A 25,346-nucleotide genomic window follows, 5' to 3' on the forward strand; every position below is an offset into this window, starting at 1 on the left:
GGAATACTAAATCATTTTAATTTATAAAAGATTTGTTTTTCGTTGGGAGGCATATGCGTGGGTCAAAATTCTTATAAAATTACCGTTGAAGATGGTACAACATTAGAAGTTAAAGTAGATAAAGCAAAAATAGCTACCTTTGGCGTCGTCCATATTTTTCACGGGATGGCTGAGCATATGGATCGTTATGAGGCACTCGTTCAATCTTTAACTCAACAGGGATATGATGTTATTAGACATAATCATAGAGGTCATGGTATGGAAATAAATGAGGATGAACGTGGCCACTTTGATGATATGAATATAGTGGTGCAAGATGCGTATGAAATAGCTCAAACATTACATAGTGAAAAAAGAGACTTACCTTATATTGTTTTGGGTCATTCAATGGGTTCGATTATTGCTCGTTTATTTGTTGAAAAGTATCCTGATATGGCACAAGGATTAATATTAACAGGCACGGGTCTGTATCCTAAATGGAAAGGTATACCAGCAATGATTGGTCTAAAATTAATTACATTATTCTGTGGTAAACGCAATCGTTTAAAATGGGTAAATCAATTAGTTTATAAGTCTTTTAACAAAAAAATCGATCAACCAGAAACGCAAAGTGATTGGTTATCTTCTAGACGTGATGAGGTTGATAAGTTTGTTAAAGATGAATATACCGGTTTCTTAGTTTCAAATCAGCTCATTTATCAAACAGTTAAAAATATGATGAGAACTGCAAATGATGGTCAATTGAAAAAAATGAATTCGCAATTACCAATACTACTTATTTCAGGTAAAGAGGACCCATTTGGAGATTACGGTAAAGGCGTAAGAAATTTAGGGAAAAAATTTAAAGCAGCTGGAATTAAGCATATTACAGTTCAACTATACGCCCATAGACGTCATGAAATTTTATTTGAAGAAGATGAACAAATGATTTGGAATCATATGTTTGATTGGATTCAAAAACAAATATTAAATAAAAGTTAAAGTGAGGGATAATTTTGAGTGATTCTACCAAACCCTTTTTAGTTGTAATAGTGGGGCCAACTGCTTCAGGTAAAACTGAGCTAAGTATTGAATTAGCCAAACGCATCAATGGAGAAATCATCAGCGGAGATTCTATGCAAGTGTATCGACAAATGGACATTGGTACCGCTAAAGTAACTCAAGAAGAAATGGATGGCATACCTCATCATATGATAGATATATTGAATCCAGACGATACTTTTTCTGCTTATGATTTTAAAAAAAGAGCAGAAATATTAATCGATGAAATTACTGCTAAAGGCAAAACGCCAATTATAGCTGGGGGCACAGGACTATATATACAATCGTTAATTTATGACTATCCATTTGATGATGAAAGTGTATCTAAAGAAGTAGAGGCACAAGCCAATGCAAAAATGAGCGAATTAGAACAACTTGATAATCAAACCTTACATCAATATTTAGCTTCATTTGATCCTGAATCCGCAAAAGATATTCATCCCAATAATCGAAAAAGAGTCAATAGAGCGATAGAATACTACTTAAAAACGAAAAAACTTTTAAGTTCTCGCAAGAAAGTGCAACAATTTACAGAAAATTATGATACATTATTAATAGGGATTGAAATGTCGCGCAAAACATTATATTCAAGAATAAATAAACGTGTTGATATTATGTTGGGCCACGGATTATTTAATGAAGTGCAACAACTCGTTGAACAAGGTTTTGAATCTACTCAAAGTATGCAAGCAATTGGTTATAAAGAATTGGTTCCCGTAGTCAAAGGACAAATGGAATTAGAACCTGCCATTGAAACGTTGAAGCAACATTCTAGACAATATGCTAAGCGACAATTGACTTGGTTCAAAAATAAACTAAATGTTCAATGGTTTGATAGAGAGAGACTTACACTTCAAATGATGTTAGATGAGATTACAACCCAAATAAATAAAAGGAGTTCTAAACATGATTGCAAACCACAACATCCAAGATCAAGCACTAGAGAACTTTAAAGCAGAGAAAACTGAAATCACAGTCTTTTTCTTAAACGGATTTCAAATGAAAGGTGTTATCGAAGACTTCGATAAATACGTGATTAGCTTAGTATCTCAAGGCAAACACCATCTGATTTACAAACATGCGATCAGCACTTTCACTGTTGATGATGAAGCTTCTGAAGCAGAATCAGCAGTAGCGAGTGAAGAATAAGTTGTAATCAAAGTGCCAAGTTTAAAAGTTTTGTAGAGCGTAGACAGCGGTCTAGCATGACTTTCACTTGCTGAAAACTCATCATTTTAGCACTTTTGAACAAATAGAGGAAATGTTTGTAATAAGAAAAAGCTTCATATCAGACGGACATTAGAAAATAAATGTCTTCTGATATGAAGCTTCTTTTTGTTTTATAATAATTTTTCAATATCTTTTTCGATTTGAGCTGGCTTTTTCTGTGGTGAGAAACGGCTCACTACACGGCCATCGCGATCTACTAAGAACTTAGTAAAGTTCCATTTGATTTTTTCATTCAACATACCTTTAGCCGCATCAGTTAAGTAACGGAATAAAGGATGTTGATTGTCCCCTTTGACGTCTACTTTTTCATGAATAGGGAACGTTACGCCATAGTTAATTTTGCAGTTTTGGTTCGCTTCAGCGCCAGTACCTGGTTCTTGTCCACCAAATTGATTACAAGGGAAACCTAAAACAATAAAGCCTTGATCTTTATATTTCTCATATAAAGCTTGTAAGCCTTCAAATTGTGGCGTAAAACCACATTCACTTGCTGTATTTACAATTAGCATAACCTGACCTTTATAGTCAGCTAATTTATAATCTTCACCGTTAGATTTTTTTACTACAAAGTCATATATATTTTCCACAATATCACCCTTTCTTATCAACTTTAATTTAACATAATTTTAGAAGATAGTCTTAAGAAACACACTATGATAGAATATTTGAGAAACATTTTAGAAGGAGATGTATAACATGGCGCAGCAAACCACTCATGATACAAAGAAAAAATTAGAAACTGCTGTTTTAGTCGGTGTACATGCTCAAAACGATAATCAATTTAATTTTGAGTCAACAATGGAAGAATTAGAAGCATTATCATTAACTTGCCAACTAGATGTTAAAGGACAAATCACACAAAATAGAGAACAGGTTGATCATAAATATTATGTTGGTAAAGGTAAAATCGAAGAATTAAAAGCTTTTATAGAATTTCATGAAATAGATGTAGTAGTAACGAATGATGAATTAACTACTGCACAGTCGAAAACATTAAATGATAATTTGGGCATAAAAATTATCGATAGAACTCAATTAATTCTTGAAATCTTCGCGTTAAGAGCGCGTAGTAGAGAAGGTAAACTTCAAGTTGAGTTAGCACAATTAGATTATCTTTTACCACGATTACAGGGTCATGGAAAAAGCTTATCACGTTTAGGCGGCGGAATTGGTACAAGAGGTCCTGGTGAAACTAAGTTAGAAATGGATCGTCGTCATATCAGAACCCGTATGAATGAAATTAAGCATCAACTTCAAACAGTGGTAGAACATCGTGAACGTTATCGTAATAAACGAGAACAAAACCAAGTGTATCAAATCGCATTAATTGGTTATACAAATGCGGGTAAATCATCATGGTTCAATGTCCTAGCTGGTGAAACGACATTTGAAAAAGATTTACTATTTGCGACATTAGATCCTAAAACAAGACAAATTCAAATTAATGATGGCTTTAATTTAATTATTTCAGATACTGTTGGATTTATTCAAAAATTACCAACTACGCTTATTGCTGCTTTTAAATCAACATTAGAAGAAGCAAAAGGTGCTGATTTATTATTACATGTCGTAGATGCAAGTCATCCTGAACACCGTGCACAATTTGATACTGTTAATCAATTAGTAAAAGATTTAGACATGGATCAAATTCCACAAGCAGTCATTTTCAATAAAAAAGATCAATGTAATAAAGAAGAGGATGCCCCTGTTTCAGAGGCGCCTTCAGTATTTGTTTCTAGTCGAGCTGACGAAGATAAAGCGAAAGTGAAACAATTATTGTTTCAACAAATCAAAGCGTCATTAACGCATTATAAAGAGACGGTTCCTGCAGCTGATGCCGACAGATTATATTTCTTGAAACAACATACATTAATAGAAGAAATGGATTTTGACGCTGAAAAAGAAGAATACCTTATTGAAGGTTATAAAAAATAGTAAAAGGAAGTCATTAAGCATGTCAGATATTAAACAATTGGTTACTGAAGTAGAAGATACTTTGGCGCCATATTTTGAAGAAATAGAAGAAACTGCATATATTAATCAAGAAAAAGTGTTAAATGCATTTCATCATGTTAAAGCCACAGAAAGTGACTTAACGGGTAGTACAGGATACGGTTACGATGATTTCGGACGTGATCATTTAGAAGAAATATACGCGCATACATTTAAAGCGGAAGATGCGATTGTTAGACCACAAATCATTTCAGGTACACATGCGATAACGTTAGCACTGCAAAGTACCCTTAAATATGGAGATGAACTCATTTATATTACAGGTAGCCCGTATGATACGTTATTAGAAGTGATAGGGGTTAACGGTAATGGTATTGAAAGTTTGAAAGAACATGGCGTAAGTTATAACGAAGTCGCTTTAAAGAACGGTCAAATCGATGTTGAGAGTGTTTTAAATACTATCTCAGAGAAAACGAAAGTGATAGCGATTCAACGTTCTAAAGGTTATGATCAACGTCCATCTATTCCAGTTGATGAAATTGAAGAGGCTATCAAATGTATTAAACAACACCACCCAAATATTATAGTCTTTGTCGACAATTGTTATGGTGAATTTGTCGAACGCCGTGAACCTATTGAAGTAGGGGCTGATTTAATCGCTGGATCATTAATTAAAAATCCTGGTGGTGGATTAGCTAAGATTGGTGGTTACATTGCTGGTAGAAAGGATTTAATCGAACGCTGTGGCTATCGCTTGACTGCTCCTGGTATTGGGAAAGAAGCGGGTGCGTCATTGAATTCACTACAAGAAATGTATCAAGGCTTCTTCCTTGCGCCTCATGTCGTAAGTCAAAGTTTAAAAGGCGCCTTATTTACTAGTTTACTTCTTGAAAAAATGAACATGAACACTGTGCCTAAATATAATGAACGACGCACAGATTTGATTCAAACGGTTCAATTTGATACGAAAGAACAAATGATTGCGTTCTGTCAAAGTATTCAACATGCATCACCAATTAATGCACATTTCAGTCCAGAACCTAGTTATATGCCGGGTTATGAAGATGATGTTATTATGGCAGCAGGTACTTTCGTTCAAGGTTCTTCTATTGAATTATCTGCAGATGGCCCGATTCGACCGCCATTTGAAGCTTATGTGCAAGGTGGACTAACATATGAACATGTGAAGATTGCCGTAACTAGAGCAGTGAGCCATTTGAAAGAACAGAATATGATTTAATAAAAATTCCTACTTTTTTAAGTAGGTTTTTTATTTTTTCTGAAAATGAAGATAAATTATAATGCGAAATTTAATAATTATATGAAGCAAATGCTTGATATAACAACGTTTAAGGAGTATTTAAATTTTTATGTCAGAAAACCTAACATATTTTTGTAATGCGAATGAAACTATGCTAAATTATAGACAAGTTCAAAAGTAGAGGTGAGGTTATTGATGTCTAACGATAGAATAAGACGCAATATGGCCGTGTTCTCTATGAGTGTAGTTTGTAAATTAACCGACCTCACTGCTAGACAGATCCGCTACTATGAAACACATGAACTTGTAAAGCCCGAACGTACGGAAGGAAACAAACGATTGTTTTCTTTAAATGATTTGGAAAGACTTTTAGAAATTAAATCCTTAATTGAAAAAGGATTTAACCTGAAGGGAATTAAACAAATCATTACCGGTAATCAAGGGCATTTGTCACCCGATGAACAAGAGACTAGAAAGAGAATGATTGTAGACGCAACGCAAAAACCACATGGTGAAGCTTTGCCAATAAATCGTGGCGATTTATCGCGATTTATTAAATAAATATTTGGAGGATTTCTGTTATGCCAAAACGTACATTTAGTAAAGATGATATTCGTAAATTTGCAAAAGAAGAAAACGTTAGATATTTAAGATTACAATTCACTGATATCTTAGGTACAATCAAAAACGTTGAAGTACCAGTTAGCCAATTAGAAAAAGTTTTAGATAACGAAATGATGTTTGATGGATCATCAATCGAAGGTTTCGTACGTATCGAAGAATCAGATATGTACTTACGCCCAGACTTAGATACTTGGGTAATCTTCCCATGGACTGCTGGTCAAGGTAAAGTAGCACGTTTAATCTGTGATGTTTACACGACTGATGGTGAACCATTCGCTGGTGACCCACGTACAAACTTAAAACGTGTCTTAAAAGAAATGGAAGATATGGGCTACACAGACTTTAACCTAGGGCCTGAACCAGAATTCTTCTTATTCAAATTAGATGAAAAAGGTGAACCAACATTAGAATTAAACGATAATGGTGGTTACTTCGATTTAGCACCAACTGACTTAGGTGAAAATTGCCGTCGTGATATCGTATTAGAACTTGAAGATATGGGATTCGATATCGAAGCAAGTCACCACGAAGTTGCGCCTGGTCAACATGAAATTGACTTCAAATATGCAGACGCAATTTCAGCATGTGACAACATCCAAACATTCAAATTAGTTGTTAAAACAATTGCTCGTAAACATAATTTACATGCAACATTTATGCCAAAACCATTATTTGGTGTTAACGGAAGCGGAATGCACTTCAACGTTTCATTATTCAAAGGTAAAGAAAATGCATTCTACGATCCAAATGGCGAAATGCAATTAACTGACGATGCATATCACTTCACTGCAGGTATCTTAAACAACGCACGTGGATTCACTGCTGTATGTAACCCATTAGTAAACTCATACAAACGTTTAGTACCAGGTTACGAAGCACCATGTTATATCGCATGGAGTGGTAAAAACCGTTCACCATTAGTACGTGTACCTTCTTCAAGAGGATTATCAACTCGTATTGAAGTACGTTCAGTTGACCCAGCTGCTAACCCATACATGGCATTAGCAACAATCTTACAAGCTGGATTAGATGGTATTAAAAACAAAACTAAAGTACCAGAACCAGTAAACCAAAATATTTATGAAATGAATCGTGAAGAACGCGAAGCTGTAGGCATTCAAGATCTTCCATCAACATTATACACAGCGCTAAAAGCTATGCGTGAAAACGACACAGTTAAAAAAGCGTTAGGTAACCACATTTACAATCAATTCATCAATTCTAAATCAATTGAGTGGGACTATTACAGAACTCAAGTGTCTGAATGGGAACGCGAACAATATATGAAACAATATTAATCGCTAAGTAAATCGGGGAAAGACTTAGGGAAATAAGGAGTTAAGGCATTTTGCCTTAGCTCTTTTTTGTTTTTAGTTGGGTAATTGAATGAGAAAAATAAGTATAATTTTGAAGAAATGGGCAACTATTTTAAAATTCATTAAAAACAGGGCTAACTTTAAAATTAGCCCTGTTTTTCAATATCAAATTAACTCTAATAACTTATCTACGTTTTCTTCAGTAGTAGCCCAACTTGTCGCAAATCTAACGACACGATGGTTATCATCATATTTTTCCCACACTGCGAATTTCACTTTTTGTTGTAATTCTTTAATCTTATCTTCACTTAAAACAAAAAATTGTTGGTTGGTAGGTGAGTCGAAATATACTTGATAGCCTTTTTCGATAAATCCTTTTTTCATCTTGTTAGCCATGTTAATCGCATGACGGCTAATGTCAAAGTATAAATTATTAGTAAATAATTCTAAGAACTGGACACCGACTAAACGACCTTTAGCTAATAAAGCACCATGTTGTTTAATACGTGTTGTGAAGTGTTTCGGTTCGTTATTATTTGTGAAGACAATTGCTTCGCCACATAAGGCACCGATTTTTGTACCGCCGATATAAAATATATCACAATACTTCGCAATATCTTCAATAGTTAAATCACTTTGATCACTCATCAATCCGTAACCTAATCTAGCGCCATCCATGAATAATGGTACTTTATGTTCTTTACAAACAGCAGCTAGATTTTTTAATTCTTCTTTACTATATAACGTTCCATATTCAGTTGGATGAGAAATATATACCATGCCAGGAAATACCATATGTTCACGTTTAAAATCACTATAGAACGTATCTAAATAAGCATTAACTTCTTTAGGTGTGATTTTCCCTTCATGAGAAGGAATAGCTAAGACTTTGTGACCGCTAAATTCTATTGCGCCACCTTCATGTACTGCGACATGTCCTGTGTCGGCTGAAATGACACCTTCATACGATTCTAAAACGGAATTAATTACAACTTGATTGGTTTGTGTACCACCTACTAAGAAACGTACGGTTGCTTCAGGACATTTAATAGCAGCTTTAATTTGTTCAGCTGCTTTTTTGGAAAATTGATCATCCCCATAGCCACTTGCTTGTATTAAATTCGTATCGAGTAGTCTTTGTAACACTTTTTCATGTGCGCCTTCTAGGTAGTCATTTTCAAAAGAAATCATATATTTCCCTCCATGAAATTAATTAACACAAATTATTATATTATTCTGAAAATTTAAAAGAATGTCTTTAGTATACCTTAAATCACACATGATGTGAATTTAATATTAAAAAAATATAATTGTAAGCGTTTTAAAAATAATGAAGCGTTTTAACTAATACATTTAAATTTAGTTGCTAAACGTATATAAAAAGACTATGATTTAAACAAACAGAAAAGAGGAGTGTTAGATAGATGAATAAGATTAAATTCAAAAAGATTAAAGAAAAAACATTAGAAGGTTTAGAAGCTAAAGTTAATGAGTTTTTAGCTAGTGAGGAAGGTAGTCAATTTAAGCTTTTAAATGCTTCAATTGAAAGAGTAGAAGAACAAAAGTTTCCACATAACGAAGAAGTTTTAAGTGCTACATTAATTTTAGCGCACCAATAATTTTAAGCATTAATATCGGGTTAATAGGAGTAAATGTTATGAAATATATATTTGGTCCAGATTTAGGGACTGTATTTACAATTATATTAGCTTTAGGGTTTATTATTAATTTAGTATTAGCTTTTATAATTATATTTTTAGAAAGAAATCGACGCAGCGCAACATCGACATGGGCCTGGTTATTTGTATTATTCGTTTTGCCTTTAATAGGCTTTATTCTATATCTATTCTTTGGTAGAACAGTATCTAAACGTAAAATGGAGAAAAACAACGGTAAAGAATTGGATACCTTCAAAGATGTCATTAAGCAACAAGTTGAGGCATTAGATGCTAATAATTATCAAACGAATAATAATGAAGTTAAAAAACATCGTGATATGATTAGAATGCTATTAATGAAACAAGATGCCTTTTTAACTGAAGATAATAAAGTAGATTTATTTACAGATGGTCATCAACTTTACGACAAAGTAATTGAAGATATCTATAATGCGAAAGACTACATACATTTAGAATATTATACTTTCGAACTAGACGGGCTAGGGCATAGAATTATTGATGCACTAGAAACAAAGCTTAAAGAAGGCTTAGAAGTAAAAATCTTATATGACGATGTAGGCTCTAAAAAAGTAAGAATGTCTAAATTTAAACATTTTAAATCATTAGGTGGGGAGGTAGAAGCTTTCTTTGCCTCTAAATTTCCACTTATCAACTTTAGAATGAATAACCGTAATCATCGCAAAATTATTGTTATTGATGGCCAAGTTGGTTACATTGGTGGTTTTAACATTGGTGACGATTATTTGGGATTAGGGAAATTAGGGTACTGGCGTGATACGCATATTCGTGTTGAAGGTGATGTGGTCGATGCTTTACAAATGCGTTTTATTCTCGACTGGAACTCTCAAGCCCATCGTCCTCAATTTGAATATGATGATAAGTATTTCCCACCGAAGAAAGCGCAACATCATGGCAATTCGGCAATTCAAATTGCTTCTAGCGGACCAGCTTATGAGCTTCATCAAATTGAATATGGTTACACGAAGATGATTATGAGTGCTAAGCGATCGGTTTATTTACAAAGTCCATACTTTATTCCAGATCGTTCTTATATAAACGCTTTGAAAATGGCTGCTAACGCCGGCGTGGACGTGCACTTAATGATTCCAAGTAAACCTGACCATCCTTTCGTATACTGGGCTACATTTTCAAATGCAGCAGATTTAATTGAAAGTGGTGTCAAAGTTTATATGTATGAAAATGGCTTTATCCATTCAAAAGTCGCTATGATTGATGGAGAAGTCAGCAGTGTGGGGTCAGCAAATATGGACTACCGAAGCTTTGCTTTAAACTTTGAAGTCAATGCATTTATCTATGACAAAGATATCGCGCAACAACTTAAAACAGCATTTGAAGAAGATGTTAAAAAATCTAAACAACTAACAAAAGAAGAATATGACAAACGATCACTATCTATAAAAATAAAAGAAGATATAGCTAAATTAGTATCGCCAATTCTATAGAACTTAATGACTCACTAAGACTAAATTTTAGTTTTAGTGAGTTTTTTTATGACAAATGTCACATTATATTCATGACATATTGGACTAATGACAAATAAAGAAAGTTGATAAATTAAGTATATTAAATAAAAGGAAGTGAACAGTCATGGTTGAAATAATGCATTTGTCTAAATTTTTTGGAAAAAAAGAGGTACTTAAGGATATTTCATTAACAATTGAAAAAGGGGCATGTACTGCTTTAATTGGTAAAAATGGCGCAGGTAAGTCAACATTAATAGATATATTAATTGGCCATAAACATGCTTCTAAAGGTTCGATTAACGATGCAGATGACTTAAATCAGTCGAAAAATATGGGAATCTTATTTCAACGCACCAACTTCCCAAAATTAATTAAAGTTAAAGAATTATTTTATTTGTATCAAACTTTATATAAAAATAGTATGACTCTAGAGCAATTTAGAGAACTTACACAGTTTAGTCAAACGCAAATGAACCAATATGCTAATGATCTTTCAGGTGGTCAAAAAAGACTGTTAGATTTCGCGCTTACATTAATTGGTAACCCTCAATTTTTAATATTAGATGAACCTACAGCTGCTATGGATATTGAAACAAGAGAACATTTTTGGCAAATTATTTATCGCCTTAAACGTCAAAATATAACAATATTGTATACTTCTCACTATATCGAAGAGGTAGAGCGGATGGCTGATAGAGTGGTTTATTTAGAAGATGGAAAAGTAAAAATTGATGATACACCTCAACATATATTATCTAATCAAAATAATTCGATTGTAGAGTTAACAAATTATAGTCATGAGATACATCAATCACTTGCAAAATCATTTAAAACAGAAGTCAAAAATGGAAATTTAAAAATTTATACGAACGAAGTTGAGGAAGTGATAAAAAGCTTATTAGAACTAAACTTCAATTTAAACTATATGACAATTTATAAAAAATCATTGCTTGAATTAATGTTTACAAATACTAATGAGTAAGGAGCGTTAAATTATGAATAATACAATGATGTTATTAAAAACTGAATATAAATTAATGGTGAGACGTAAATTAACTACCTTCTTAGCATTTATATTTCCTTTAGCATTTTATATATTATTTAGTTCTTTGATTGATTTGCCAGAAGATGCTAAAAAAGTTTTCTATAAAGAGTATATGTATAGTATGACAACTTTTAGTTTAATGGGATTTTGTATGATGCAATTTCCACTTGAAATTATTGAAGAGAAAAATAACGGTTGGTATAAAAATTTGATAGCTACACCTATAACACCTTTTAATTATTTTTTATCCAAAATCTTAAAAACAATGACACTTTTTTTGTTTTCAATTATATTATTATTTAGTGTAGCGCATTTTTATAAAGGTGTTAACTTGAGCTTAAGTGAATGGATTTTATCGGGGTTTTCACTATGGATTGGAGGAAGTTTGTTTTTAACTTTAGGTCTTATTATTACCCAATTTAATGAAGCGCAAAAAGCGAGTAGTATTGCCAATTTAATTAATATGATCTTAGCAATTCTTGGAGGTCTATGGTTTCCAGTTCAAACATTTCCAACTTGGTTACAACATATTTCAAAATGTACGCCAACATATCATTTATGTCAGTTAGCTTTAGATTTAGGTAAAGGTAACGGTTTTAATTTACAATCATTTGTTATTTTGATTATGTATAGTTTGGTATTTTTAATCATTGCATTATATATAAATATGAGAAAAGAAGTGAATTAAATGGCGCGTCGCAATATAGGTGCTAGAATGGGAGAAATTTCTTCATTAATTTATCTGATTTTTCCGTTTTATGGAGTTTATTTAACAAGAAATCGAGAAGAATTTATTTTGAATATTATTGTTGTATTAATTTTTACGATTGCCTACAGTGGTTTAATTCTGTTTCATCAAAAATTAAATTATAAGCTAAATTTATCATTATTTATTATACATTTAATTGCAATCGTTTATTTTGTAGCAGTATTTAGTCCAATGCTGAGCTTGTTTTTCTTTTTTAGTGCATTTGCAATCCCTTTTATGTTTAAAGCAAGTATAAAATCAATCGAATTTGTGCTTTTATTGTTAACTATGGTGAGTTGTGTCATTGTAACAATATATCAAGATGACATTACTAGTTTAGTCAGTCTACTTATTTATTATATAGTTATTATGGCATTGTTATTCGGGAATTTTAGCACGGCGAAACATCGAGAAACACGTAGACAACTTGAAGCAAAAAATAAATACATCAATGTTCTTATTGCAGAACAAGAACGTAATCGCATTGGTCAAGATTTACACGATACCTTAGGCCATGTATTTGCTAGTCTTAGTTTGAAGTCAGAATTAGCTTTTAAATTAATTGACTCTAATCCTGAAGCTGCAAAAGAAGAAATTAAAAATATAAATGAAATATCTAAAGAAACATTAAATAAAGTACGACATATTATAGAAAATTTGAAGGTCCAAAATTTTGAAGATGAAGTGACCTCTATTGATAATATATTGCAAGACGCTAATGTTGAATTTACTTTTAAAAATAAAAAAGGGGCAAATTCTTTAAATCCAGCCAAGCAGTCTATACTAGCAATGATTTTCAGAGAAACAATAAATAATATTATTAAACATGCTCAAGCGACTAGAGTGGAAGGTAAATTAAAAAATAATCAAGAAAGTATTCAATTATTTGTAAAAGATAATGGTATCGGAATTAAAAATCCAAAAGAGATTAAATTAAAAAGTATAAGTGATAGAGTAGAATTACTTCAAGGCACATTAGAAGTTAAATCAGTAAACGGTACGCAACTAAAAATCACTATACCGAGGGAAGATGTACAATGATTTCAATTGTGATTGCAGAAGATCAATATATGTTACGTCAAGCTATGGTGCAGTTAATAGGATTGAATGAGGATATGAAAGTTGTAAATGACTTTGATAATGGGGAAGAGGCACTTGACTTTATTAAACAACATCCTCCTGATGTGGTAATATTGGACATTGAACTTCCGAGAATGTCAGGTTTAGAAGTTTTAGCAAAGTTAAGAGAAACTTCAATTGATACAAAAATTATAATAGTCACTACATTTAAACGACCTGGTTATTTTGAAAAGGCAGTAGCAAATGAAGTAGACGCTTATGTTTTAAAAGAGCGATCCGTAGATGAATTAGTTACGACTATTCATAAAGTAATGCAAGGAGAAAGAGAGTATAGTACTTCATTAATGACTTCATTGTTTAAAGAAGCTAACCCACTTACACATAAAGAACAAGTTGTATTGCGTGAAATTGGTGAAGGTTTAAGTAGTAAAGAAATTGCTGAAAAACTATATCTTTCAAATGGCACAGTACGAAATTATACTTCTATAATTATAGAAAAATTAGTAGCAGAAAATCGTTTTGATGCTTGGAAAAAGGCAATAAGTAAAGGATGGATTTAATTATTTTTTTGCCTTTTCCGCTTCTAATTGATCTACGTGGGTCGCTAATAAACGTAATACTTGTGCTACTTTGTCTGGTGGTGTTTCATTAGCTAATGTGTGTTCAAATATATTGCCATTTTGCGTTTGCACTCTATAAATAAGTCCATGTGTATCGATAATAATATCAAGAATTTCCATTGTTTCCACCTCTTTACTTTAGTATTTAATATGAGGTTTCTTTTTGATTATCGTCTTAATATTTCTATAAAGGATAAATTATATAGTTATTCCTTATATCTACCACACTGACTTTAAATTAATCTTAAATATTAAAAATAAGGGAGTGGGACAGAAATTAAATAAATTTTGTCGTCCAACCCCAGCTTGCTTTATTAGTGGAATTTCTTAATGAAATTCTCTGTGCTGGGGCCCCGCTCCCCGGCAAGGGTGACTAGATTTGAAAAAAGCTTGATTTAAGCGAATTTTCAAACCAGTCAGTCTTTGCCAATATATTAGCAAAGGCTGAGACATTTTAATTTGTCTCAGCCTCTTATTTGTTTTTACGTTTTTTAATAAAGGATTGAATAATATAAATAATAAAACCGACTAAAACGCCTAATAATACGGCTACTACTACTGATACAATGATTGGAAGTTTATAAATAATTTGAAGAATAACACCAATGATGATGGCGATTACGACAGTTATAGTAGTCAGTAAATTTTCATTACGTTCGTTCATGTGTTTCACTCCTAACGCATTACATTATAGCATGATTTTAATTGTTTCTTCATTTTCAGGAAAATAAAAAGACGTTTTATATTAATGTAAGTAAATATTTCATTGACGATTAAATTCGAATTATATATTATATGGAAGTATCGAAAAGAAGAGCAGGTGAGTTCATGAAATCTAAAAAATCTCTCAGTATAATCGTCTTAGCTGTGATTATAGTAGGGGTGTTAGCATTCCAATTTATTAATCACACAGGTCCGTTTAAAAATAGCGGGAGCCCAACTTCATCAACTACAGAATTAAAGGGTAAAGAGAAAGTACATATTGAACGTGTCGTCGATGGTGATACATTTGTAGCTAGAAATAATAGCGGTAAAGAAATAAAAATAAGATTAATCGGTGTGGATACGCCTGAAACCGTTAAACCTAATACACCTGTGCAACCTTATGGAAAAGAAGCAACAAATTATAGTAAAAAACATTTATCAGGTAAAGATGTATACTTAGAGTACGATAAAGAAAAAAAGAGGATCGATACGGACGTACTTTAGCATATGTCTGGTTAGATAAAGATACAATGTACAATGAAGAATTAGTAAAACAAGGGTTGGCACGTGAAAAATATTTTGCGCCTAACGGTAAATATAGAAGTACTTTTGAAAAAGATGAAGCGGAAGCTAAAAAGAATAAAGTTAATATCTGGAGCTAAAATAAAGAGAAAAAGCGATTATCATATTATCTAGGAAGATAGTATGATAATCGCTTTTATCATTAATGTTAAATATTCAATTCATTAAAATAAATTAGTTATTGAAGCTATTGACGATTTTACTAGCCTGTTCTTCAGTAAGTGGGTGTTTAGATAAATTAATTGCATTTTTAATCACATGTTCGAGTGAATATTTTGTTGAGACTGTGTCTACATATTTCTCACGATCTTGCGCACCTTCAATGATATTAACACTTCCGTCACTAAAGTAAATAATACCAATACTTTGAATTTTGTGGTCAAAATGCTTTTCAATATTATCTTTTAAAGACTTAGAATTTATCGCAGCTTGTTCATATGGATCATATTCATAAAAGTCATAAATCACTCTATTATTTTGAACCTTTTCGACAAAAGTATAAATGTCACTACGTGGTGAATTGAATTGGCTATGAAACTGTTTGCTAATATAATGACCAACTATTTGATTAACATCTTTAGTATCAATAACCATTTTATCGTCTATCGGCGCATTAAAATGATAGAACGTTTTCTGATTCCATTTTTTGACATCAATATTGATTAAACCAATATCAGAAATAACAATAAAATCAAATGTTCTAGCATATTCGAATAAAGGATGTTTAGTTGCTAGATTACTCGTCGTAACGATATGATAAAATTTTAATTGACCTTCAGTGATGTAGTTATCTAAAATTTCTCTTATCACTCTTTTTGCATTACTTTTAGCATGCGGACTGATTTCCTTGTTAGAACTTAACATTTTGTTCCTAAGATCTAAATTCTCTTTACTTAAAACTGCATTTTTAGATATCATTTGATTTCTAGCATACATTTCAGTGTCAACTCGATCTTGCATATAACGTTGATTTAAAATAAATGCCAAGATAAGTACTGCTATGATAATTAGCAAAATAACCGTTAACGTCATAATTAATCACCTGCATTTTTGTTTATTCGTTTATATCATTAAACGTTTTCAAAAATTTTAAATGATATAAGACAACACATAAATTATAAACGTAATATATCGACAGTTCAATATTCTGAAAATCAAGAAGGTCTTAAGATTTTGTTAAGACATTATTAAAAACAATTGATTTTACACTTTAATTTTAATTCAAGTTTCTCAACTTTTAGGTTTGATAAATATGATGTAGGTTTCTGTTAGAAGTAATTTGGCTTATAAATTAGTTATTTTTATATCGAAAATTTTAAAGAATTATTTTATAATAGTTAATTATCAATTAAATATTAATTGAATTTAAAATGTTGGAATTAACATTTTATGAGTTAAATACTTACATATTTTTCATAAATTGAAGTTTGAAAATATTGTACAAGAAAGGTATAATAATCACTATGAAAGCGTTTCCTTAGGAGGTAGTAGAATGGAGAATGAACATCAAGAATATGTAGAAAAGTTAGTAGACATTCTTAAATCAAAATGTCGAAAATCTTTTAAATTTCATGGGGAAGTCGCTATGCAGTTATTTTTAAACGATAACTTTACGCTACCTTCAAAAGTTGACATATGTGTTGAGAGAAAATATTTAGTCGAAGTGTTAAGAGTAATTCCTTCATCATACACATATAATTTTTATAATAAAAATAATAAGAAAATGGATAAAGATAAATTAAATGTGCCGGAAGTAGCTCATATCGATGTCACAATTAATAATGAATTAGTTCTAAATATCTTTATTTATGATGTTGTAAATGAAGAATGGATATTTAGATTAGATGAAAGTATTCGTCTACCTAAAAATAGTATTTATTTTCATTCGCTCACTTGGAATGTTGATTATATAAAACCAGAAATAGTGCTAATGTATGATTTGATGGATAATCAAAATTATCATCAATTACCAAATTATAAAAGGGTATTAGAAGCGTTAAGTTACTATCAATTTGTTATATTAAAAATGGTTGTGGGTGAGCAAAGAATCCAAGCAGCTTTAACACAAGGTTAAACCTAATAAAATTTAAGATAGAAAAAAGCAACTGATATAGATAAGACTTTAACAGTATTTATCAACATATCAGTTGCTTTTTATTACTTTTTAGCACATAAATTTTTTAAACAAACACCGTGATAACAATATTCATAGGTTGATAAGACTGCTTTATCAGCATCTTCAACCGAAATTCCAAACATCATTGAAATTTCTGAGGCGCCTTGGTTAATCATTTTTAAGTTAATATTAGATTCGGCTGATGCATGCGTAATTTGATGGGCGGTACCTACAGATTTGTTCATTCCTTCCCCTACAATCATTAAAATAGCTAGATCATGTTCAATACTTAATTCATCAACATCGCATTTTTTACGTATAGCATTTAAAACTTCTTGTTCCTTACCTTTAATTTGATGTGTACGCATAATAATACTGATACTATCGATTCCTGAAGGCATATGGTCAAAAGAAATATTGTAATCTTCAAGAATTTCTAATATTTTACGAGTAAACCCAACTTGTCTATTCATCAGATATTTTTTTATATTAATTACTGTAAAGTCTTTGTCACAACTAATACCGATAATAACTTCTTTATCATTAATATCGCGATCATGTCTAATGAACGTTCCTTTATCTTGGGGACGATTAGTATTTTTAATAACTACAGGAATTCTATGTTTATACAAAGGTTGTAGTGCTTCATCGTGGAAAACACCAAACCCTGCATAAGATAATTCGCGCATTTCTCTATATGTAATTTCATTAATGAGTTCTGGATTTTTTATAACATTTGGATTCGCTTTGAAAATACCTGAAACGTCAGTAAAGTTTTCATAAAGTGATGCTCTTACGCCTCTAGCAATAATTGCACCAGTGATATCTGATCCGCCTCTAGGGAACGTTACAACATAATTTTGTTTAGATACCCCGAAGAAACCAGGAATAATAATTTTTCCTTCAACCTCTCTCAGTTTATAGATTTGGTCATAAGCTTTTTCTAAAATTTGTGCTTGTTGAGGCAAATCACTAACTAAAATACCAGCATCTTTAGGGGAAAAGTATGTTGTTTTAACACCTTGTGAGTTATTATAACTTGCGATTAATTGAGCATTAAAATTCTCGCCGCACGATAATAAAGCATCATATAAACGAGGGGGTTCGTTTTTTAATGTTTTAATGATGTGTTCAAGTGTTTCATCAATTGTAGTTAAAAAAATCATATCCATCTCTAGCTCTTCTAAAATATCTGCATAGCGCTGAATAATTTCCTTCTTTTTATCTTGATAGTCTAATCCATTTAGAACCTTTTCATACAAACGAATTAAAAGGTCAGTTGTTTTTATATCATCTTTGTGTCTTTTTCCAGGAGCAGAAACAATAATGATTTTACGTTCGTCATCTTCATTGACAATATTAAGGACTTTTTTAATTTGAGTTGCATTTGAAACAGAACTACCGCCGAATTTTGCTACTTTCATAAATTGTATCAACCTTTCTAAAAAATCAGAAAATTCTATTTAATTTTCTGATACCCCGTGGTAATATATATCTATATATTCACTTTTTACGCTAAAAAAGTCCTATCAATTTAATATGATTTAATAGTATACTATAATAAAGTATATTTCAAGAAAACAATTGTATTTCTCAGTAATACAAATGGGGGAAGATAGTTATATGAAAGAATTGAACGTTGCTTTACTTGGCCTGGGAACAGTTGGGTCAGGCGTAGTAAAAATCATAGAAGAAAATAGACAACAAATTAAAGATACGCTCAATAAAGATATCATTATTAAACATATTTTAGTTCGTAATAAATCTAAAAAAAGACCTATCAATATTAGTCAATATCATTTAACAGATGATGTAGACGAAATCTTAAATGATGATTCAATTGATATCGTTATCGAAGTTATGGGAGGTATTGAACCTACCGTTGATTGGCTTAGAGATTCGCTTAAACGTGGTAAACATGTTATTACAGCGAATAAAGATTTACTAGCCGTACACTTAAAACTTTTAGAAGATTTAGCTGAAAAACAAGGCGTAGCACTAAAATTTGAAGCAAGTGTAGCAGGTGGTATTCCAATCGTTAATGCAATCAATAATGGATTAAATGCCAATAATATTTCTAAATTTATGGGAATTTTAAATGGTACTTCTAATTTTATTCTTTCTAAAATGACACGAGAACAATCATCATTTGAAGAAGCACTAGAAGAAGCAAAGCGTTTAGGCTATGCAGAAGCGGATCCTACTGATGATGTTGAAGGAATTGATGCAGCACGTAAAGTAGTGATTACTTCTTATTTATCATTTAACCAAGTCATTAAATTAAATGATGTAAAAGTTAGAGGAATTAGTAACACAACATTGAGTGATATTAATGTAGCAGATAAATTAGGTTATAAGATTAAATTGATTGGTAAAGGAACATATTATAACAGCAAAGTTTCAGCATCTGTAGAACCAACTTTAATACATAAATCTCACCAATTAGCTGCTGTGGAAAATGAATATAATGCTATTTACGTTATTGGTGATGCTGTAGGAGACACTATGTTCTACGGTAAGGGGGCAGGTAGTTTAGCTACAGGTAGTGCGGTAGTAAGTGACTTATTGAATGTTGCGTTATTCTTTGAATCCAATCTACATACACTTCCTCCACATTTCGAATTGAAGACTGATGAAACACGCGAATTAATGGATAATGATGAGTCAGTTTCTCTTAAGGAAAAGTTAAATTATTATGTTGTTATTCATAGTGACAAATCAATAGAAAAAATTGAAGGTGAACTAAAAGCGATATTACCTTTCCATAAATCGCTTCAAATAGAAAAAAGAGATGAAACATCTTATGGTGTAGTGGTTATTGGCTTAGACGTATCTCCTGAAGATGAACTAAGTAAAGCAGGATTGAATGTTGAAAAAATTTATCCAGTTGAAGGAGTTTAATAATTATGAAAAGATGGCAAGGATTAGTAGAAGAATTTAAAGAATATTTACCTGTGAATGAAGACACACCTCATTTAACACTTAATGAAGGGCATACACCACTTATCCATTGTGAAAATTTATCAGCAATGTTAAACATTGACTTATATGTCAAATTTGAGGGTGCAAATCCTACAGGTTCTTTTAAAGACCGTGGCATGGTAATGGCTGTCACTAAAGCAAAAGAGCAAGGTAAAAAAGTAGTTATTTGTGCTTCAACTGGTAATACATCTGCTTCTGCAGCAGCCTATGCCGCAAGAGCAGGTTTAAAAGCAATAGTCGTTATTCCTGAAGGTAAAATAGCGTTAGGAAAGTTATCTCAAGCGGTAATGTATGGGGCAGAAATCGTTTCTATTGAAGGAAATTTCGATGAAGCTTTAGAAATTGTTAAAGAAATAGCGGCAAATGATGATGAAATTGAATTAGTGAATTCAGTTAACCCATATCGTATTGAAGGACAAAAAACAGGAGCATTTGAAATTGTTGAACAATTAGAACAAGCACCAGATGTTTTAGCGATCCCAGTAGGAAACGCGGGAAATATCACTGCATATTGGAAAGGGTTTAAAGAATATAACGAGAAAAAAGGTAGCCAGTTACCACAATTATTTGGTTTCCAAGCAGAAGGTGCATCTCCAATTGTTCAAAATAAAGTAATTAAAAATCCTGAAACAATTGCTACTGCTATTCGTATCGGTAATCCTGCTAGCTGGAGTAAAGCGACAAAAGCGTTAGAAGAATCTAATGGTTTAATTGATAGCGTAACAGATGAAGAAATTTTAGAAGCTTATCAATTAATGACTTCAAAAGAAGGTGTATTTAGTGAACCAGCAAGTAATGCTTCTATTGCTGGACTTATTAAATTACATCGTGCAGGTAAGTTGCCAAAAAATAAAAAAGTTGTAGCTATTTTAACTGGTAATGGCTTAAAAGATCCTGACACAGCTATTTCTATTTTAGATAATCCTATTCAACCGCTTCCGAATGATAAAGCAAGTATTATTGATTACATCAAAGGAGCATTATAAATGAATAAATATTTGCACCTTAAGATTCCAGCATCAACTGCTAATTTAGGAGTAGGATTTGATTCAATTGGAATGGCTATCGACAAATATTTAAATTTATATGTTCATAGAATCGAAGGTGATGAGTGGGAATTTGAGTATTTAAGTCCAGAATTAAACAGTCTTCCTAACAATAAGGACAATTACATATATCAAGTCGCCCAACAAGTTGCTACTAAATATAATATTGAGTTACCGACGTTAAAGGTTGAAATGAGAAGTGACATACCATTAGCAAGAGGATTAGGATCTTCAGCATCTGCTTTAGTTGGAGCATTATATATAGCTAATTATTTTGGTAACATTCAGCTTTCAAAATATGAGTTACTTCAGTTAGCAACTGAATTTGAGGGTCATCCCGATAACGTAGCGCCGACTATATATGGAGGCCTATTGGCCGGATATTATAATCCAGATACTAAAGAAACAGATGTCGCTCATATTGATGTGCCTGACGTGGATATTATTTTAACTATTCCTCCATATGAATTAAAAACTGAAGATTCTCGAAATGTTTTGCCAGATAAATTTTCTCATAAAAAAGCAATTCAAAATAGTGCGATTAGTAATACAATGATTTGCGCCTTAATACAGCACAATTATGAACTTGCTGGGAAGATGATGGCACAAGATGGTTTTCATGAACCATATCGTCAACATTTAATTCCAGAATTTGAAGAAATAAAAGCGTTAGCCAAGAAATATGATGCTTATGCTACAGTGATTAGTGGAGCGGGACCTACTATCTTAACATTAAGTCGTAAAGAAAAAAGCGGCGAGTTGGTAAGAGCATTGAGACATCAAATTACACATTGTAATTCTGAATTAGCTACGATTAATCAAGTAGGTGTAGTTGAAGAAATTGTGTATCCTTCTTAAATTTATTGTAAAATGAGAACAAGCAATTTTTGAAAGGAGCACCATAAAAATATGAGTAATTTCAAAGTGATAGTAATGGATATGGATGATACTTTAATTAATAGTGATAATAAAGTAAGTCCTGAAACGAAAGAGTATTTAATAGATCTTCAAAATCAAGGCTATAAAGTAGTTCTAGCTTCTGGACGACCAACAGAAGGTATGTTACCCATAGCTAAAGAATTACATTTAGATAAACATGATAGCTATATCATTAGTTATAATGGTGGAAAAACAATCAAAGTAGCCACTGAAAAAGTTGAAGTAAGTAAGAGTGTCTCAAAAGAAGACTTTGATAAAATCGCAGACTTCTGTAGAGAAAAGAACTTTTTAGTGTTAACTTATCAAGATGGTCATATCATTCACGATGGTGATCACGAATATAGAGATATTGAATCTCAACTTACTGGTTTACCGATGAAGAGAGTAGACGATATCAAAAAATATATCAATGAAGATGTGCCTAAAGTGATGGGTGTAGATTATGTAGAGAACATTACGAATGTAAGAGATGCATTACATGGTTCATTTAATTCCAATATTGATGTTACTACAAGTAAACCATTTTTCTTAGAGTTTATGGGTAAAGGCGTATCTAAAGGTAATGCTATTAAAGCGTTATGTGAAAAGTTAGATATTTCTTTAAAAGAAGTAGTGTGCTTTGGCGATAGTTTAAATGACCAGTCTATGTTTGAAGTAGCAGGTTATTCTGTAGCTATGGGAAATGCTACTGAAGAATTAAAAGAAGTAGCGGACAAAGTGACATTAGATAATGATTCTAATGGTATACCAGCCGCTTTAAAAGAAATTTTATAAATAATTAAAGCATGAGTACTTATTAACGTTGAATATACTAAAATGTTTTTAGTAAAAACGTTAATAAGTATTCATGCTTTTTAATATTACTTAGCAGTATGTGTCCAATCATGTTTGCCACGATAGCGTTTGACATAAGCGTAAACTTGGTCCGCTGCATAATCTAAATTAGTATAAACAGTAATAGTATATGCTGATTGATTATCGTTAAATGGTTCATTACTAAACACGTCTTTTAAATGGATAAATAAATTCTCCATCTGATCGTGTTCGAGACTTGGATACTCTCGTAAAGTACGTTTAAGTAGCTGACCATTTTTCTCTTCAAGAGATTGGACTACGATTACAAAACGCTCTTCACTTTTAATGACATCGTCAAATAAATTTGTTTGACCAACCATTCTTCTCACCTCTAAATCGATATCTTAAGACTTATTATACAGAATAAATTAAACCGTGGAAATACACAGAATACGTTTCAATGAAAAAGCGAACAGTTAAGAGAGAAAGAGGATATATATGTTCATATCCAAAGTTCTCTTTACTGTTCGCTTAAAATATAAAAATTCTAATTATCATGATAGTGATGAGGCGTAATATCCATTTCATCTAACTTAACATATTTTGTTTTTCTAATTACTTTATGCACCAAGAAAATGAGTGCTAAAACAATTAAAGGTAAAATATTAATGATGAACTTACCGATATGACCACTAAATAAATCGCCTATTGAATTACCAAAATATAAGAAAATAAGTGTTGCAAATACTAGGATTGGACCTAGAGGATATAAAGGTGATTTATAAGGTAATAAAGTATTGATATCTTTGCCTTGGCGTTTTATCGCTTTACGTAAACGCACTTGAGCCCATGAGCTAGCTGCCCAAACAATAATTACCAATGAGCCAATAATATTTAATAAACTAAATACTGCATTAGAATAAAAGTTAGCGATAATAATGATTGCTACAATTAAAATATATGTTGTAACTAAAGCACGTAAAGGAAGTTTCGTTTTTTCATTTAATTTACTTAAGAATTTCGGCGCTTGTTTTTCATCACTTAAAGAGAATAACATTCTACTAGTAGTATACATGCCCGAGTTCGTCGCTGATAATAATGAAGTTAAAATAACTGCATTAATAACAGAAGCCGCGAAAGCAATTCCAATTCTATCAAATACAATGGTAAATGGACTTTGAGATACAGATTCATGCTCATTTAGTAACAGTGGATCTGAATAAGGAATAATGGCTGCAATGACAGCGATAGACAATACGTAAAATAATAAAATTCTCCAAAAGACTTGTTTAACGGCTTTAGGCATTGTTTTTTTAGGATTATCTGATTCACCAGCTGTCACAGCGACAACTTCTGTACCGCCCACTGAGAAACCCGCTACAAGTAATACGCCTAAAAAACCTGAAAAGCCGCCAACAAACGGTGCTTGCCCTTTAGTATAATTTTCAAAGCCATAAGTATGGCCACCTAGGATACCAAGAATCATTAAGAAACCAACAATTATAAATACTATAATTGTAATCACTTTAATTAGTGAAAGCCAAAACTCAGTTTCCCCAAATGCTTTAACTGTGAATATGTTTAATAGGAATATTATCGTAATGAAGATTAAACTCCAAGTAAGCGGACTAAAGAATTTAAATATATCCCAATAAAACAAAACATTTGATGCGACCATTACGTCTACACTTGAAACTAAAGACCACATTATATAATATAGCCATCCCATCGTAAAACCTAGAGAAGGATCAACGAAGCGGGTAGCATATGAACTGAATGAACCTGATACAGGATAAAAAGTAGCAAGTTCTCCAATTGATGACATTAAAAAATAAAGCATAACGCCTATTAATAAATAAGCTAAAATAGCGCCTCCAGGACCTGCTTGAGCTACAACGCTACCAGTAGCTACAAAGAGACCTGTACCGATTGCTCCGCCAATTGCAATCATGGATATGTGTCTTGAACTAAGACCACGTTTCATATTGTTATCTTCCATATGTTGTCTCCTATACAAAAATTAAATATACACATCATTTTAATGCTTTTATCTCAAGTATTCAATAACTTTTAAACAATTCGTTCTAAAAATTTTAAATT

26 protein-coding genes and 1 pseudogene are annotated in these 25,346 nt (G+C 31.9%); 19 read left to right on the forward strand and 8 right to left on the reverse strand.

What is annotated here, in order from left to right; all coding sequences use genetic code 11:
- The first annotated feature begins 57 nt into the window (after nucleotides 1-57).
- The 3 genes from LIX58_RS09760 to hfq are packed head-to-tail and all read left to right on the forward strand — an operon-like array spanning nucleotide 58 to nucleotide 2,190.
- Nucleotides 58-981, forward strand: coding sequence for an alpha/beta hydrolase (locus LIX58_RS09760; protein WP_126566721.1), 924 nt, complete (start codon nucleotides 58-60; stop codon nucleotides 979-981).
- 14 nt (nucleotides 982-995) lie between these two features.
- Nucleotides 996-1,994: a tRNA (adenosine(37)-N6)-dimethylallyltransferase MiaA gene (gene miaA, locus LIX58_RS09765; RefSeq protein ID WP_126566723.1), complete on the forward strand. Its 999-nt coding sequence runs from the start codon at nucleotides 996-998 to the stop codon at nucleotides 1,992-1,994.
- The gene (gene hfq / locus LIX58_RS09770) at nucleotides 1,948-2,190 is read left to right on the forward strand and encodes an RNA chaperone Hfq (RefSeq protein ID WP_126566725.1); all 243 of its coding nucleotides are present in this window, start codon (nucleotides 1,948-1,950) and stop codon (nucleotides 2,188-2,190) included. Before miaA ends, hfq begins: the two co-directional genes overlap by 47 nt.
- Before the next feature lie 191 nt (nucleotides 2,191-2,381).
- Here the strand turns inward: hfq and LIX58_RS09775 are convergent, their stop codons facing one another.
- Complete coding sequence (locus LIX58_RS09775; protein WP_126566727.1) at nucleotides 2,382-2,858, reverse strand: glutathione peroxidase; 477 nt, start codon at nucleotides 2,856-2,858, stop codon at nucleotides 2,382-2,384.
- Nucleotides 2,859-2,967: 109 nt separating this feature from the next.
- On the opposite strand from LIX58_RS09775, the gene hflX reads away from it, so the two are divergent.
- The 4 genes from hflX to glnA all read left to right on the forward strand — a co-directional run bounded on the left by hflX (nucleotide 2,968) and on the right by glnA (nucleotide 7,407).
- Complete coding sequence (gene hflX / locus LIX58_RS09780; protein ID WP_226386300.1) at nucleotides 2,968-4,206, forward strand: GTPase HflX; 1,239 nt, start codon at nucleotides 2,968-2,970, stop codon at nucleotides 4,204-4,206.
- 19 nt (nucleotides 4,207-4,225) lie between these two features.
- A complete protein-coding gene (locus LIX58_RS09785; protein ID WP_154836712.1) occupies nucleotides 4,226-5,464 on the forward strand; it encodes an aminotransferase class I/II-fold pyridoxal phosphate-dependent enzyme in 1,239 nt (412 codons plus the stop codon).
- Between the two features lie 213 nt (nucleotides 5,465-5,677).
- Nucleotides 5,678-6,046 carry a MerR family transcriptional regulator gene (locus tag LIX58_RS09790; protein ID WP_186805176.1) on the forward strand — a complete coding sequence of 123 codons (369 nt, stop codon included), beginning with the start codon at nucleotides 5,678-5,680 and terminating at the stop codon, nucleotides 6,044-6,046.
- A gap of 20 nt (nucleotides 6,047-6,066) precedes the next feature.
- The gene (gene glnA / locus LIX58_RS09795) at nucleotides 6,067-7,407 is read left to right on the forward strand and encodes a type I glutamate--ammonia ligase (RefSeq protein WP_154836713.1); all 1,341 of its coding nucleotides are present in this window, start codon (nucleotides 6,067-6,069) and stop codon (nucleotides 7,405-7,407) included.
- A 183-nt stretch (nucleotides 7,408-7,590) separates the two neighbouring features.
- On the opposite strand, the gene LIX58_RS09800 is transcribed toward glnA, so the two are convergent.
- A complete protein-coding gene (locus LIX58_RS09800) occupies nucleotides 7,591-8,616 on the reverse strand; it encodes a threonine aldolase family protein (RefSeq protein ID WP_154836714.1) in 1,026 nt (341 codons plus the stop codon).
- A 233-nt stretch (nucleotides 8,617-8,849) separates the two neighbouring features.
- Between LIX58_RS09800 and LIX58_RS09805 the strand changes: the two genes are divergently transcribed.
- The 6 genes from LIX58_RS09805 (at nucleotide 8,850) to LIX58_RS09830 (ending at nucleotide 14,021) form a co-directional block, all read left to right on the forward strand.
- Complete coding sequence (locus LIX58_RS09805; RefSeq protein WP_154836715.1) at nucleotides 8,850-9,044, forward strand: hypothetical protein; 195 nt, start codon at nucleotides 8,850-8,852, stop codon at nucleotides 9,042-9,044.
- Between the two features lie 38 nt (nucleotides 9,045-9,082).
- A complete protein-coding gene (cls, locus tag LIX58_RS09810; RefSeq protein WP_154836716.1) occupies nucleotides 9,083-10,567 on the forward strand; it encodes a cardiolipin synthase in 1,485 nt (494 codons plus the stop codon).
- Nucleotides 10,568-10,712: 145 nt separating this feature from the next.
- Nucleotides 10,713-11,570 (forward strand): ABC transporter ATP-binding protein, encoded by an 858-nt coding sequence (locus tag LIX58_RS09815; RefSeq protein ID WP_154836717.1) that lies wholly within the window; start codon nucleotides 10,713-10,715, stop codon nucleotides 11,568-11,570.
- Nucleotides 11,571-11,583: 13 nt separating this feature from the next.
- Nucleotides 11,584-12,321 (forward strand): ABC transporter permease, encoded by a 738-nt coding sequence (locus tag LIX58_RS09820; protein ID WP_226386301.1) that lies wholly within the window; start codon nucleotides 11,584-11,586, stop codon nucleotides 12,319-12,321.
- Complete coding sequence (locus LIX58_RS09825) at nucleotides 12,322-13,422, forward strand: sensor histidine kinase (protein ID WP_154836721.1); 1,101 nt, start codon at nucleotides 12,322-12,324, stop codon at nucleotides 13,420-13,422.
- Nucleotides 13,419-14,021, forward strand: coding sequence for a response regulator transcription factor (locus LIX58_RS09830; protein ID WP_226386302.1), 603 nt, complete (start codon nucleotides 13,419-13,421; stop codon nucleotides 14,019-14,021). Before LIX58_RS09825 ends, LIX58_RS09830 begins: the two co-directional genes overlap by 4 nt.
- On the opposite strand, the gene LIX58_RS09835 is transcribed toward LIX58_RS09830, so the two are convergent.
- Together LIX58_RS09835 and LIX58_RS09840 are read right to left on the reverse strand one after the other, a co-directional pair.
- A complete protein-coding gene (locus LIX58_RS09835) occupies nucleotides 14,022-14,201 on the reverse strand; it encodes a hypothetical protein (protein ID WP_154836725.1) in 180 nt (59 codons plus the stop codon).
- A 352-nt stretch (nucleotides 14,202-14,553) separates the two neighbouring features.
- Nucleotides 14,554-14,745 (reverse strand): LapA family protein, encoded by a 192-nt coding sequence (locus tag LIX58_RS09840; protein WP_154836727.1) that lies wholly within the window; start codon nucleotides 14,743-14,745, stop codon nucleotides 14,554-14,556.
- 164 nt (nucleotides 14,746-14,909) lie between these two features.
- Between LIX58_RS09840 and nucI the strand changes: the two are divergent.
- Nucleotides 14,910-15,448, forward strand: a pseudogene (nucI, locus tag LIX58_RS09845) (thermonuclease NucI).
- Nucleotides 15,449-15,542: 94 nt separating this feature from the next.
- Here nucI and LIX58_RS09850 read toward each other — a convergent pair.
- On the reverse strand, nucleotides 15,543-16,400 hold the full coding sequence (locus LIX58_RS09850; protein ID WP_154836731.1) for a hypothetical protein: 858 nt from the start codon (nucleotides 16,398-16,400) through the stop codon (nucleotides 15,543-15,545).
- A gap of 460 nt (nucleotides 16,401-16,860) precedes the next feature.
- On the opposite strand from LIX58_RS09850, the gene LIX58_RS09855 reads away from it, so the two are divergent.
- On the forward strand, nucleotides 16,861-17,442 hold the full coding sequence (locus tag LIX58_RS09855; protein WP_126566754.1) for a hypothetical protein: 582 nt from the start codon (nucleotides 16,861-16,863) through the stop codon (nucleotides 17,440-17,442).
- An 83-nt stretch (nucleotides 17,443-17,525) separates the two neighbouring features.
- Here the strand turns inward: LIX58_RS09855 and LIX58_RS09860 are convergent, their stop codons facing one another.
- Complete coding sequence (locus LIX58_RS09860) at nucleotides 17,526-18,908, reverse strand: aspartate kinase (protein WP_226386303.1); 1,383 nt, start codon at nucleotides 18,906-18,908, stop codon at nucleotides 17,526-17,528.
- Between the two features lie 199 nt (nucleotides 18,909-19,107).
- Here LIX58_RS09860 and LIX58_RS09865 point away from each other — a divergent pair, with 199 nt between their 5' ends.
- Genes LIX58_RS09865 through LIX58_RS09880 form a run of 4 tightly spaced genes read left to right on the forward strand, consistent with a single transcriptional unit; the run spans nucleotide 19,108 to nucleotide 23,225 of the window.
- Nucleotides 19,108-20,385: a homoserine dehydrogenase gene (locus LIX58_RS09865; RefSeq protein WP_126566757.1), complete on the forward strand. Its 1,278-nt coding sequence runs from the start codon at nucleotides 19,108-19,110 to the stop codon at nucleotides 20,383-20,385.
- Between the two features lie 5 nt (nucleotides 20,386-20,390).
- Nucleotides 20,391-21,452: a threonine synthase gene (gene thrC, locus LIX58_RS09870; protein WP_126566759.1), complete on the forward strand. Its 1,062-nt coding sequence runs from the start codon at nucleotides 20,391-20,393 to the stop codon at nucleotides 21,450-21,452.
- A complete protein-coding gene (gene thrB / locus LIX58_RS09875) occupies nucleotides 21,453-22,370 on the forward strand; it encodes a homoserine kinase (RefSeq protein ID WP_154836735.1) in 918 nt (305 codons plus the stop codon).
- A 51-nt stretch (nucleotides 22,371-22,421) separates the two neighbouring features.
- Nucleotides 22,422-23,225, forward strand: a complete 804-nt coding sequence (locus LIX58_RS09880; RefSeq protein WP_126566764.1) for a Cof-type HAD-IIB family hydrolase — start codon at nucleotides 22,422-22,424, stop codon at nucleotides 23,223-23,225.
- An 86-nt stretch (nucleotides 23,226-23,311) separates the two neighbouring features.
- On the opposite strand, the gene LIX58_RS09885 is transcribed toward LIX58_RS09880, so the two are convergent.
- Complete coding sequence (locus LIX58_RS09885) at nucleotides 23,312-23,626, reverse strand: hypothetical protein (RefSeq protein ID WP_154836737.1); 315 nt, start codon at nucleotides 23,624-23,626, stop codon at nucleotides 23,312-23,314.
- 167 nt (nucleotides 23,627-23,793) lie between these two features.
- A complete protein-coding gene (locus LIX58_RS09890) occupies nucleotides 23,794-25,245 on the reverse strand; it encodes an amino acid permease (protein ID WP_226386304.1) in 1,452 nt (483 codons plus the stop codon).
- Nucleotides 25,246-25,346: the final 101 nt, after the last annotated feature.

Source organism: Staphylococcus sp. Marseille-Q1834 (assembly GCF_916858875.1).
Taxonomy (GTDB): Bacteria; Bacillota; Bacilli; order Staphylococcales; family Staphylococcaceae; genus Staphylococcus; species Staphylococcus pragensis.

Excerpts from the sequence above, each read along its gene's own strand:
- LIX58_RS09850 (WP_154836731.1), bottom strand. The coding sequence starts at position 16,400 with ATGACGTTAACGGTTATTTTGCTAATTATCATAGCAGTACTTATCTTG.
- thrB (WP_154836735.1), top strand. The coding sequence starts at position 21,453 with ATGAATAAATATTTGCACCTTAAGATTCCAGCATCAACTGCTAATTTA.
- LIX58_RS09890 (WP_226386304.1), bottom strand. The coding sequence starts at position 25,245 with ATGGAAGATAACAATATGAAACGTGGTCTTAGTTCAAGACACATATCC.
- LIX58_RS09860 (WP_226386303.1), bottom strand. The coding sequence starts at position 18,908 with ATGAAAGTAGCAAAATTCGGCGGTAGTTCTGTTTCAAATGCAACTCAA.
- glnA (WP_154836713.1), top strand. The coding sequence starts at position 6,067 with ATGCCAAAACGTACATTTAGTAAAGATGATATTCGTAAATTTGCAAAA.
- thrC (WP_126566759.1), top strand. The coding sequence starts at position 20,391 with ATGAAAAGATGGCAAGGATTAGTAGAAGAATTTAAAGAATATTTACCT.
- hflX (WP_226386300.1), top strand. The coding sequence starts at position 2,968 with ATGGCGCAGCAAACCACTCATGATACAAAGAAAAAATTAGAAACTGCT.
- LIX58_RS09840 (WP_154836727.1), bottom strand. The coding sequence starts at position 14,745 with ATGAACGAACGTAATGAAAATTTACTGACTACTATAACTGTCGTAATC.
- LIX58_RS09885 (WP_154836737.1), bottom strand. The coding sequence starts at position 23,626 with ATGGTTGGTCAAACAAATTTATTTGACGATGTCATTAAAAGTGAAGAG.
- LIX58_RS09785 (WP_154836712.1), top strand. The coding sequence starts at position 4,226 with ATGTCAGATATTAAACAATTGGTTACTGAAGTAGAAGATACTTTGGCG.
- hfq (WP_126566725.1), top strand. The coding sequence starts at position 1,948 with ATGATTGCAAACCACAACATCCAAGATCAAGCACTAGAGAACTTTAAA.
- LIX58_RS09855 (WP_126566754.1), top strand. The coding sequence starts at position 16,861 with ATGGAGAATGAACATCAAGAATATGTAGAAAAGTTAGTAGACATTCTT.
- LIX58_RS09880 (WP_126566764.1), top strand. The coding sequence starts at position 22,422 with ATGAGTAATTTCAAAGTGATAGTAATGGATATGGATGATACTTTAATT.
- LIX58_RS09830 (WP_226386302.1), top strand. The coding sequence starts at position 13,419 with ATGATTTCAATTGTGATTGCAGAAGATCAATATATGTTACGTCAAGCT.
- LIX58_RS09815 (WP_154836717.1), top strand. The coding sequence starts at position 10,713 with ATGGTTGAAATAATGCATTTGTCTAAATTTTTTGGAAAAAAAGAGGTA.
- LIX58_RS09825 (WP_154836721.1), top strand. The coding sequence starts at position 12,322 with ATGGCGCGTCGCAATATAGGTGCTAGAATGGGAGAAATTTCTTCATTA.
- LIX58_RS09800 (WP_154836714.1), bottom strand. The coding sequence starts at position 8,616 with ATGATTTCTTTTGAAAATGACTACCTAGAAGGCGCACATGAAAAAGTG.
- LIX58_RS09820 (WP_226386301.1), top strand. The coding sequence starts at position 11,584 with ATGAATAATACAATGATGTTATTAAAAACTGAATATAAATTAATGGTG.
- LIX58_RS09865 (WP_126566757.1), top strand. The coding sequence starts at position 19,108 with ATGAAAGAATTGAACGTTGCTTTACTTGGCCTGGGAACAGTTGGGTCA.
- LIX58_RS09805 (WP_154836715.1), top strand. The coding sequence starts at position 8,850 with ATGAATAAGATTAAATTCAAAAAGATTAAAGAAAAAACATTAGAAGGT.
- cls (WP_154836716.1), top strand. The coding sequence starts at position 9,083 with ATGAAATATATATTTGGTCCAGATTTAGGGACTGTATTTACAATTATA.
- LIX58_RS09835 (WP_154836725.1), bottom strand. The coding sequence starts at position 14,201 with ATGGAAATTCTTGATATTATTATCGATACACATGGACTTATTTATAGA.